We start from the raw sequence: 11,169 nt of genomic DNA, 5'->3' as shown, positions 1-11,169 counted from the left end.
TGAATCAGAACGATTGTTCTGGAAAAACTCTAAAGCTGTGGCCAGTTTTTGTTGACCACTACAAGGCAGCCTACGCGCAGGTAACGATAATACCTTCAGCGCCAACTCAGATTATATTGTCGACAGTGGTGGACATCTCGATTTAAACGGTTATTCGCAGGCGTTAAAAACGCTGGCGCTGGCTGGAACGACGACGCTGTCTTCGTATGAAAATGGCCACGAGTTCACGCCGACCACACTGACCATTAACGGCAACTATACTGCCAGTGATGGTTTGTTAGTCATGCATACTGTATTAGGCGATGATAATTCCGCAACGGATAAACTCATCGTAAAAGGTGATACTTCCGGTAGCACCCGCGTCATGGTCAACAATGCGGGCGGTCTGGGCGCGGATACCCTGGAAGGGATAAAAATTGTGGAGGTTGACGGCCTGTCAGAGGGCGTTTTCAGTAAAGAAGGCCGTATTGTTGCCGGTCCTTATGACTACAACGTGGTAAAAAGCGACAACCAGAACTGGTTTTTAACCAGTGAAATTCCCGCAGGACCGTATACCCCACCGGTACTGCCCGTCATCCCGGAACCAGATCCTGAGCCACCTGTAACACCAGAACCACCTGTAACACCAGAACCGCCTGTAACACCGGAGCCGCCTGTTACGCCATCTGTTCCACAACCAGAACGAAAACATCTGTATCGCCCGGAGATTGGCAGCTATGTAGCGAATATTCAGGCGGCAAATACGCTGTTTAATACCCGACTGCATGACCGTCTGGGGGAAACACAGTACACCGACCTGCTGACCGGCGAGCAGAAAGTGACCAGCCTGTGGATGCGTAACATTGGCGGGCATAATCGCTTTAAGGATCGCTCGGATGAACTGAACATCCAGAGCAACCGTTATGTTCTGCAACTTGGCGGCGATCTGGCGCAATGGAGCAGTAACGCACTCGATCGCTGGCATCTTGGCCTGATGGCAGGCTATGCCAACAGCAAGAGCCACACACATTCCAACCTGACCGGGTACAACTCACGTGGGCAAATCGACGGCTACAGTGTGGGCGTGTATGGCACCTGGTACGCTAACGAAGCAGATAAAACAGGGACTTATGTTGATAGCTGGTTGCTCTATAACTGGTTTGATAACACTGTCTCCGGCGAGTATCTGCCGAGTGAGAAATATCACTCTGACGGCATCACCGCCGCCATTGAAGCGGGTTATACCTTCCGTCTTGGTGAAAGCGCAGATGCCCGCACCAGCTACTGGTTGCAGCCCAAAATGCAACTGACGTGGATGGATGTGAAGGCCGACAATCATACTGAAGACAATGGCACTCTGGTTGAGGACAGCACCGAAGGCAACCTGCAAACGCGTCTGGGGGTGAAAGCGTATCTGCAGGGTCATAATGCTATTGATGATCATAAAGACCGCTCCTTCCAGCCTTTCGTGGAAGCCAACTGGATTTATAACTCCCGCAATTACAGCGTGAAGATGGATAGCATCAGCGATGAGATCATCGGCACGCGCAATATTGGCGAGTTAAAAGTCGGGGTGGAAGGTCAGCTTACCCCGCGTCTGCAACTCTGGGGCAACGTCGCCCAGCAGCTGGGTGACAACGGTTACAGCGATACCCAGGGAATGCTGGGCATAAAATATCTCTTTTAATGCCACTTTGCCGCCCGTCACGTACGGGTGGCTCTCTTTTTAGATCCACGGTCTTTGTGAGCGCGCTCGCATTCAGTCATTTTCACTATAAATATGATGAAGTTAATTCAGCTTATTTATGGATGAAATCACTATGGACCCTTTGCACGCCGTTTACCTGACTGTCGGGCTGTTTGTCATCACTTTTTTTAATCCAGGCGCAAATCTCTTTGTCGTGGTTCAAACCAGTCTGGCTTCTGGCCGTCGCGCGGGCGTACTCACCGGGCTTGGTGTGGCGCTGGGCGATGCCATCTATTCCGGGTTGGGATTGTTTGGTATGGCGACGCTCATTACCCAGTGTGAAGAGATTTTCTCGCTCATTAAAATCGTCGGCGGCGCTTATCTCTTATGGTTTGCCTGGAATAGCATACGCCGCCACTCCACACCGCAAATGAGCGCGCTACAGCAGCCGCTTAGTGCGCCATGGTATGTGTTTTTCCGCCGTGGACTCATTACCGATCTCTCTAATCCACAAACCGTTTTATTTTTTATCAGTATCTTCTCAGTGACGTTAAGTGCAGAAACGCCGACCTGGGCGCGTTTAATGGCCTGGGTGGGGATCGTGCTCGCGTCTATTATCTGGCGTATATTTCTTAGTCAGGCGTTTTCTTTACCCGCCGTGCGTCGCGCATATGGACGTATGCAGCAAGTTGCCAGTAGGATTATTGGGATGATTATTGGTGTATTCGCGCTACGGCTGATTTATGAAGGGGTGACGCAGCAATGAGTTGATAATTGAATTTCTACGTCATCAACACGATTGAAAAGTTGGACCGCCATCGAGGCCTCGAACCCCGTACCATACAACAATCCTGGTTGTCGTCTGCTCTTCCTGATGAGCTAATGGCGGTTTTTTGATAAGAACCTTACAGCATATTTCCTGTCAGGCCCTGGTGCGATGCATAAGATACAGAAACAGCCCTACGCAAACATGACGGAATTATGATTTTTTTCATATGAATGTCAACTCATACATTCACAATATATCTTTATTGAACGTTAATTAAGCAATGGTGAATCCCTGTCGATTTACCCGCCCATGGCATTCCCTACGCCAGGGGAGTACCCGCCAGCACCGCTTCAAAATCTGCGGCGGTCAGATCGGTTGCCCCTTTGAGCATATCTCTCGCCAATGCCCGGCGTCGGTTCAGTAATTCATCCAGCGTTTCTTCAAAAGTCATTAACTGGCTATCACGCACCGTCGGATAATAGACGTAAACATCTTTCTGCTGCCCGATACGGTAGGCCCGATCGGTCGCCTGATCTTCCTTCGCCGGATTCCAGCAACGAGTAAAGTGGATGACATGATTTGCTTTTTGGACATTGACACCAAACCCAACCGCGATGGTGGATAAGATAATGACGTTAAAACCGGGCGTTGACTGAAATGCATCGATCAAGCTCTGACGATTTTGATCGCTGCCAGATTTGGTACTGGTATCACCATTAATAATAAAAGGCTTAAAACCAAATTGCTGCGCAATCAGATGTTGCAGTTCTCGTTGAATATCGCGCAGTTCCGTAAAAATAATTACTTTGTCATCGGATGACTGGCGAATGATGTTTAATGTCTCCAGCAGCCATTTTACTTTCGGGGCATCGTTCCGTAAGCGCAGATCTGCACTTACGGAATAAGGCCATGCGCAAATAAGTTTCAGGCGATGCAGTAACCCCAGCATACCTGAGCCTCGTTGATCCAGCCCTTCGCTGATCTCCTGTTGGTTTTGCCAGCTTGCAACCGAGTGGGTATAGAGATCCCGTTGCAATGGCAGCATATCCAACTGCTTACAGCGTTGATCTTCAATTTTATCCGGCAGGTCTTTCGCCACTTCTTCTTTGGTGCGGCGCAGCGTCTGCGGTTCTATTAATTTACGTAGCGATTCGAGGACAGCATTATCATTCTGTTGCTCAATGGGGCGCAGATAATCTTTACCAAAATTATTTAAAGCCCCCAACAAACCTGGCTGAACGAAGTCAAATAAACACCACAGATCGACAAGGGTATTTTCGACCGGTGTTCCAGTACATGCGACTTTAAATTGTGCCTGAATGGCTTTTGCCGATTGGGTAATTAATGCCGCCGGATTTTTAATTTTCTGCGCTTCGTCGCACACCATTATGGACCAGGGCTGACGAGCCAGGGAAAATTCCTGATCGCGCAACGTCTCATAAGTGGTAAGAACAATATGCGCGTCCCCCACCCAGTCACTTTGCAGTAAGTTCTTAATCCCCTTACTTTTAAGCGCCTGAGGAATGCTCTCTTTCGCGCATTTCTTAGCCTTAAGTTCATTACCATAGAGTTTTAAAATCGACACCTGCTCGCGCAGAAAGAAATTCCCAACCTCACGCTCCCAGTTATCAAGTAACGACACCGGAGCAACAATCAGCGAAGGAGGCGCATCCGGGAAACGTTCACGATGCCAGATGAGAAAAGTTAAAATCTGTAAGGTTTTACCCAGCCCCATATCGTCCGCCAGTAAACATCCCGCCGTCTCGGTTGGCGACTTTAGATACAACTGCTGGAGCCACGCTACCCCTTTACGCTGGTGTTCACGTAGCTGAATGGACGTTTTGAGGATCATCGGCAGTTCGACTTCTGCCTGGTGTGCACCGAGCAAAGAATCCCGCCGTTGTTTAACATACAGCGCCTGCTCGATATTTTGTTCTATTAGCAGAACGGCGCGACTGACCGGCTCACTACTGACGCCATCATTTGTTTCACCGTCGATTTTCTTTTTCCATTTATCGTGGAAAATTTCTGCTTCTTCACGGGGCAAAAGGTTGTCGTTCCAGGGCATGGCGACTTCCGGCGCATCCGTGGCTTTTGCCTCTTCCAGCCGCTCTTCCAGTTCCTGAAAATGTTGATGATTATCGAGATCCCAGCCAGAGAACATAGCCTCGCACATCTCTTGCGCAAGGTTCTCCGGAAGCCATTTTTCACTTTCACTTTTGACCAGATAAGGCGAACTTATTTTTTCAAATTCACCGATCCCGATAACCCGGTCGCTGTATTTATTCAGATCGAGGACGTGGGTAAAATTCATTCCCGCCGCCTGTTGCTGCCAGTTTTCAAGCAACGCCTGATAACCTTGCAGTTCTTCCTGGCTGAATCTGGAAAGCTCCAGATCGTACCCCTGCCAGACTCCGGCGGGCAGTTGTGCTGCTAACTTTTGCTCCAGTTCAGAGAGCAACGCCTCCAGCTCACCAGGTCGTTTAAAAATATAGGTTTCATCCGCCACAGATTGCTCAGTTCTGGGACTGAGAAGAAGCGTTACCGACGCAATTTGTTTGTTTTCATCAATCTGCGGTTCCAGACGGAAATCATAAAAGTAGATCCCGGCGTCCTGTAAATTCTGCTCATAAACGTCAGGATCGAGCACCTGGCTCGCCTCTTCACCAATCCAGGTATAGGGGTTGCGAACAAATGAGAGCGCATCATCCCCCGCCACGCGACGCCCCGTAATAGCGTGCACAGAGGTCAGGACGTCTTTGACTTCAGGAGAAAGAATGACATGGTTTAAGACACCATCGTCCCCTAAAACACGGTAACGATCCTGCACCTGTTGCGTGCGGTCAAAACTCTGTAACCAGTTGGCAGGCTGCTCATCAAAAACAGGTTCAATTTCCAGCACCGGAGTATCCACCACCAGCGATTTTCGCAGTTTTAACTGCAACGATTCCGGCCTGATGACGATCGTCTTCGCAAGATAGTCATCCAGTTTTGCCCCTGCTTTTTTGGCCTGCCGCCGTATTTTAGCCCAACTGGTTTGGTTGACCGTTTCGCCCGGCGTCTGTCGCTGCTGCAACCTGAGTTGCTGTAGTGCGTCCAGAAGCTGCCAGTTCTCTTCACTTAACACAAAGGTGCCTTCCGCAGAGGAAAAGCTGGCGCCTGTGCAAGTTATCTCAACGGGGCGATAGTCATCAGGCAGGGTCCATTTATCAATGAAAACGCGAAAAGTATCATCGCTAATGCTTCCTGTTGCAGCAAGATGAGCCGTCAGATTGCGCTGTGGAGGGAAAGCAAAAATCGCCAGACTGCTGGCATAGTCGTCATTTTTCCAGATGCGATAAAAATCATCCCAGCTAAGAAACCAGCAATCAGACCAGTGAGAAACATAATCTTCCTCATGAAGCTGTTCCAGGCATGAGGCGACAGGCCAGTTATCTTCGCTATCGGCAAGACTAAAGGGGAAAGCAAAGCCCTCTTCTTTCATCACATACAGCGGCGCAAATGAAGCGGGTAGCGAAGTATTCTCTTTAATAAATTTACCCAACAATTTTTTGAACACTATTTGCTCCAGTAAGTAAATTTACCCAGCACCGGTTTAAACCCAAGGCTGAGTAATTTTTGTGCCGCTTCATGGTCAGGTTCATTGAACTGAATGTGGATTGCGCCCCCCAGCCCTCGTTTATCCATCACTTTGCAATCGACCGAACGAATAATCTCCCGGATTTGCTGTTCCCGGTCAGGGAGCTCTTTTTTGGCTTTTAACGAGGAGGCGATGATTTTGATTTGCTCTTCCCGGTCTGACTTTGCATCACTGACTTCATGTTCAGGTAACGATGCAGGTTCAGGCCGACTCACGGTCTTTGCCGCATTGAAGCGAGAGATATCCAAAGTGACAGGGGACTGATTTATATCTTCCGCAACGTAATAAATACCCAACTTACGAAGTTCTTCGTCATATCGGCTCATCCACCCCTCAATTCGGTTGAGTGAGTAGAGAAATACCGGCGACAAATGCGGTAAACGCAACCGGACTTTGCCTCGGTTATTCCGCTTATCTTTCAGATCAAAATCAATATCAAGAATGCCGGTTTCCGGATTAAAGGGCGCATTACCCATATGGTAGGCATACATCGCCCCCACTTTCGAAAATTCGACAAACAGATAATCGCCGATACGCATAATCATGGCATTGTTATCGCGTGAACCAGAACCTTGCAGGCGACTTAATCGCCCTGCGTTTTTCGCCCTGAATTCAACATAATCGGCATCTTTGGATCGCAGCGCATCTTCGCCCAGCACAATGCGCGTATAGCTCATTTGATTGGCAAAACGTAGCCAGTAGAACAGGCGCGCATGGTCAACATCCCGATTGCCTTTCAGCAATTCAAAGAACAGTTTCAGGTCGTCTTTGGCGAACCATCCTTGCACCATCAGTAATACGGGATTTTCAACGTGAACCTGCCAGCTTTTATTACGGCTGGTTAACTGCGGATTTCCCCAATATTCCAGGGCTAATTGTTTGAGTTCGAAATGCGTTTGATGTTTAAAAGCCGACTGATAATAACGGGTCAGAGTGGCTGCCAGAATATTATCTTTAAACCGCGTAAGCTGGCGGCTTAAGGCGATAAGAGAATTAATTTTCTGCTGAAAAGCATCGTCAGTCAGGCAAAAAATCTCATTGACCAGGTGGTTAACAATTTTGCGCCATAACCAGCTGGTTTGCGGAATTTGCGCGACTTTCTCCAGCACCGAAATATCTGTGATTTCTCCACGCCCAAGCTGTTGTCCGAGAAGAAAACCTGCATTATCGGTAAAAATATCGCTATAGGTGTCAATGACCGACATCCAGGACATCTGACGCGGAGCACTCTCTTTTAGCTGCTGAAACCCGCGAGCAATCTGCGTGCGTAGCTGAAGCCACTGTGGATTCTTTTCCGGCGTATCGCTGGAATGACCAAAGTAGCTGGTGCATAACGCCAGCCATTCGCGGCGTGTTAACCGCTGCTGCACAATTTTTTGTTCAATTTCAGCGATAATCCTCGCGAAGTTTGTTGCATCATCAATCAATGCAATTTCAAACAGATCGCCTTCTGCCACGTCATTAAGACCAAAAAAAATCATCTTCCACTCGAAGGGCTTTGGCATCTCCCCCGCACGCAGTCGGGCAATAGCCTGACGGCGTTTCTCCAGAGGGGGAACCATCTGCACTGCACGAGCATCTACCTTCCTCTCAAGTTGCGCGATAACGCGCTGAAGATAGTGAAAAGCGTGACTTACCGTCGGCTGCACGTTCTGCTCCCGATAGGGCAGCAAACGGGTTTTCAGTTTTTCAATAGCGGAAGTCATTGCATGGCTCCCAACTGACAGGTTTCCTGACTAATGCCAGGAACAACATCCATGCTTTCGTCGTGTTTTTTGTCTTTCAGGCCAAAGAATTGCATCCGCAGTTCTACGCGACGGCTGGCTTCTTTGCTCTCTTTCGCATTGTTGAACGAAACCCCGCCCGCCAGAAATAATTTGCGGATCTGGACTTGCTGTTCCGGGGTTATTTTTTGCTGTAGCGCGCTTCTGCTATCCAGCAGACTGCACATCACCCATTCCGAGCGTTGCAACGAAAGGTGCAAGTTATAGAGATAAGAACCATCGGTATCCGTAAAACCTTCTATAACAATTTGCTTAAACCATTTTTTGCCTTCATCGCTATTTGCCGCCTCCAGCACTAACGGCACCACATCCTGTAGCGCCTGTAATCCTTCGGCATTAAGCGCAAAGCGATTGTGCTCAAAACGCCCGGCTTCACCAAAGCTGATACGGTTGTCATGGCAGTCAACCTGAATCGTCTTGTTAAGATTCTTTGCCTGAAGCTCAAGTTTTTCACACAGGCGAGCGATATCATGCCCGCGCGATTTCTCCCCCGCCTCCGCCTGCTGGATCCGCTGAGTAACAGAGCTCAGTGATGCCACCATAACCACCAGAAACAACACCATCATGGCAGTCATCAGGTCTGCATAGGAGATCCAGAAGGGTTTTTCCGCTTCATCGCTGCGCCGTTGCCTGCCATTAAATACCCGGTTAAACATCAGCCTGTTCCTTACGCGCGACGATGACGGAGTACTGTTTCCAGTGTATCCACGCTTTCACCGATAATCTCAACCGAAGAACTTAAGGCTCCCGCCGCTTTAGTCAGTTGCGTATCCATCTCCTGCAGTGAACGATTCAGGCCGTTTTCCACTCCGGTCGTAAAGGATTCAAAACTGGTTCCCATCACCTCGGCAATGTTATGCAGGAACTCCTGGGCCTCGCGGTTATATTGTTGCAGGCGTTCAGAATACGCCTTCAGATCGTCAACAAAACGGCTGCGCGATGATTGTTCATCATGGCTACGATTAATCAGCGTTTCGAGTGCCGTTATGGCATTCGCCACGACTTCGCGAGTATTACGATAATCGGCAATCAATGCCCCCAACTCCGCGCTGGCGCTGGAAAGAGTACGTCCCGCCTGTTGCGTGCCATTGAGCACCTCGGCGGTCAACTGATTAGCCTCGGCGACACGATCGCCCGCAGCTTCAAAGCGGTCGGCAGCCACGCGCATTTTATCGGCTCCTGTTTGTATCTGTTCCAGATGGCGCGTGGTGCTTTGCGCCATCCGTTGCAGCAGCTCGCCAGAAGCCGATTGCTGTTCACGCAGCATCTGCATCAGCGACTCAACCTGACTTTCAAGTTGACCAATGATTCGCTGCGCTTCCTGTTGTAACGCACTCTGCGCTGATTGCTGTTGCTGACTGAGCGACTTCTGACCTTCTTCCAGTTGCCCAAACAGGTTGCCAAGTTGGCTACCCAGGTGATCGATACCGCTGGTCATTTTCTCTCGCAGGGCATCCTGACCGGAGTGCATGGTTTGCTGTAACGACGTCATAAACTGTTGTTGTTGCTCAGTCGCCGCCTGCTCACGCGCTTCGCTACGTGCCAGAAGCAGCTGAGTCTCTTCATGCAGCACGCGTTGCCCCTGTTCCTGAGTCTGGTTCATCTGTTTTTGCCCGGACTCCAGTTGGCTGAATACGCCCGCCAGGTTTTGCGTCAGCGTTTCGACACCTTTGCTCATATTGCCCATCAACAGATTTTGCGCCTGATTTTGCTGCTGATTAAGTTGCTGCTGACCATTTTCCAGCTGTGCAAAGAGCGTCGCCATATGGCTGCCAAGCGTATCCACGGAAGCCGCCATTTTCTCCATGGTTTCATTTTGCCCTTGCTGAACACTGGACTGGATAGCCTCAATAAACGCGCGCATCTGTTCCGCCATCGCTTTTTCACGCGCTTCGCTGTCGGCAAAGATTTTTTCCAGTTGTTGCGCCATCCGTTCGCCCGCGCCTTCGCCTTCTGCGCCAATACGGGCAACGGACTCCTGCAAGCTGCGCAGCATCTCATTCATCCCTGCCTGCATCTCCTGCTGACCGCTTTTCATTTCGCTTAACAATTGAGAGATCAGTTGCGCGCTGCCCTGACGTGAGTCATCCCCGGCCTGACGCATATCCTGCAACAACGTTGAGAAGCCGCTTTGCATAGACTGAATGGCTTCCACTGAACGCCCCATCATCTCCTGCATGGTGGTGAACTGCTGACCAAAGGTGTTATCCATTTTGCTCATAAAGGCAGTCAGGACGTTCTCCAGCATCGACTGCACACGATGGCTCTGATCGCCGGAGGCGGTTTGCACCACGCCAGCAATTTTATCCAGCGGATTTTTCAGACTGGTTTCGATAGCGCCACTGACCTGTTCAGCAAACTGTTGGCCTGATTCGCGGTATGTTGTTGATAATGTCTCTGCCAGCTTTTGATTTTCTCGCATCTGGCTATCCACCAGGTTTTGCAGCATTTCGCGCAGGTCAGTAACCAGACCATCCTTAAGTTGCCTCGCATGGGTGGTGTTTTCTTTAGTACTGGAAAGAAGCAGCGAAAGGTAATCTTCACCGACGCCCCCCTCAAAAAGCTGGTCAATGCTGGCGGTAAGGAGTTCAAGGTTTTTATAGCATTGCGCCAGTCGCCATTTTTCAAACATAGTGACCAGAATGGAGAACGTAATAGCAAACGCCGAACCTAAAAACGCATACAGAACGTCGCGTAAAAGGTTAGCGACGCTGGCGCTGACCTGCTCTGGCGTACTGGGGTCAAAATGGTGCAAACCAATCATCAGCCCCGAAAAGGTGCCGATGATCCCAATTCCGGTCAGGATGCCTGGGAGATGTTTAAACGCTTCCGTATAGAGAGGAATTTCGACTAATAACGGTTCCGTAAACCATGCTGACGCTGGAGCCGTTGAGCGAATGGCGCTAATTTTTTTTTGCCCGCTATTTTCATCAAACTCAAACTGGCGATGTAGAGACTCTTTAAATTCGCTCCAGGGGTGCGCAAAAAATTTATCAGAGAATAACGCGTCTAATTTTTCGAGTTGTTGTGCCGGTTTTTCATTGCCAAGTCCCCGAATTGCTTTCGTTTTTTGTTTAAAGCGCGCTGAAACCCTAAATGAAGGAATAGCGTAACGGACAATGAAACCCAACAACAAAACCCCAACCACAATAGCGACATAAATCGGCACATTTTCTGGATTAACAGAGGTTAACGTGTCGAGGAACGAAGTCAGCGAAAACATCTAAATACCTTGAGTGAAGGAAAAGAAATTTGCAGGGCAGAACATCACCAGCAAGGAAAAAAATCGCCCGCTCATTATAGGAAAAGT

Annotated in this window: 5 protein-coding genes and 1 pseudogene; 2 read left to right on the top strand and 4 right to left on the bottom strand. The window is 49.4% G+C overall.

Going from position 1 to position 11,169, the window contains the following annotated elements:
- Positions 1–61: 61 nt before the first annotated feature.
- Positions 62–1,666, top strand: a pseudogene (locus A9180_RS21495) (autotransporter outer membrane beta-barrel domain-containing protein); the annotation flags it as partial.
- Positions 1,667–1,799: 133 nt separating this feature from the next.
- Positions 1,800–2,432 (top strand): LysE family transporter, encoded by a 633-nt coding sequence (locus tag A9180_RS21490; protein WP_064530512.1) that lies wholly within the window; start codon positions 1,800–1,802, stop codon positions 2,430–2,432.
- 322 nt (positions 2,433–2,754) lie between these two features.
- Here A9180_RS21490 and zorD read toward each other — a convergent pair whose 3' ends face one another.
- From zorD to zorA1, 4 genes are read right to left on the bottom strand one after another with little or no spacing between them, the layout of a single operon-like run.
- Positions 2,755–5,994, bottom strand: coding sequence for a type I Zorya anti-phage system protein ZorD (zorD, locus tag A9180_RS21485; RefSeq protein ID WP_064530511.1), 3,240 nt, complete (start codon positions 5,992–5,994; stop codon positions 2,755–2,757).
- A complete protein-coding gene (gene zorC / locus A9180_RS21480) occupies positions 5,994–7,781 on the bottom strand; it encodes a type I Zorya anti-phage system protein ZorC (RefSeq protein WP_064530510.1) in 1,788 nt (595 codons plus the stop codon). The genes zorD and zorC overlap by 1 nt, the downstream gene beginning before the upstream one ends.
- Complete coding sequence (gene zorB1 / locus A9180_RS21475) at positions 7,778–8,515, bottom strand: type I Zorya anti-phage system protein ZorB1 (protein WP_064530509.1); 738 nt, start codon at positions 8,513–8,515, stop codon at positions 7,778–7,780. The genes zorC and zorB1 overlap by 4 nt, the downstream gene beginning before the upstream one ends.
- Before the next feature lie 11 nt (positions 8,516–8,526).
- Entirely contained in the window at positions 8,527–11,082 is a 2,556-nt protein-coding gene (zorA1, locus tag A9180_RS21470) for a type I Zorya anti-phage system protein ZorA1 (RefSeq protein ID WP_064530508.1), read from the bottom strand.
- Positions 11,083–11,169 lie beyond the last annotated feature (87 nt).

This window comes from Escherichia sp. B1147, assembly GCF_001660175.1.
Taxonomy (GTDB): domain Bacteria; phylum Pseudomonadota; class Gammaproteobacteria; order Enterobacterales; family Enterobacteriaceae; genus Escherichia; species Escherichia whittamii.
Note: the sequence above shows the minus strand (reverse complement) of the source record. Positions and strands in the feature narration are given on the sequence as shown.

Coding starts and splice junctions, on each gene's coding strand:
- A9180_RS21490 (WP_064530512.1), top strand. CDS start 1,800: ATGGACCCTTTGCACGCCGTTTACCTGACTGTCGGGCTGTTTGTCATC.
- zorC (WP_064530510.1), bottom strand. CDS start 7,781: ATGACTTCCGCTATTGAAAAACTGAAAACCCGTTTGCTGCCCTATCGG.
- zorB1 (WP_064530509.1), bottom strand. CDS start 8,515: ATGTTTAACCGGGTATTTAATGGCAGGCAACGGCGCAGCGATGAAGCG.
- zorA1 (WP_064530508.1), bottom strand. CDS start 11,082: ATGTTTTCGCTGACTTCGTTCCTCGACACGTTAACCTCTGTTAATCCA.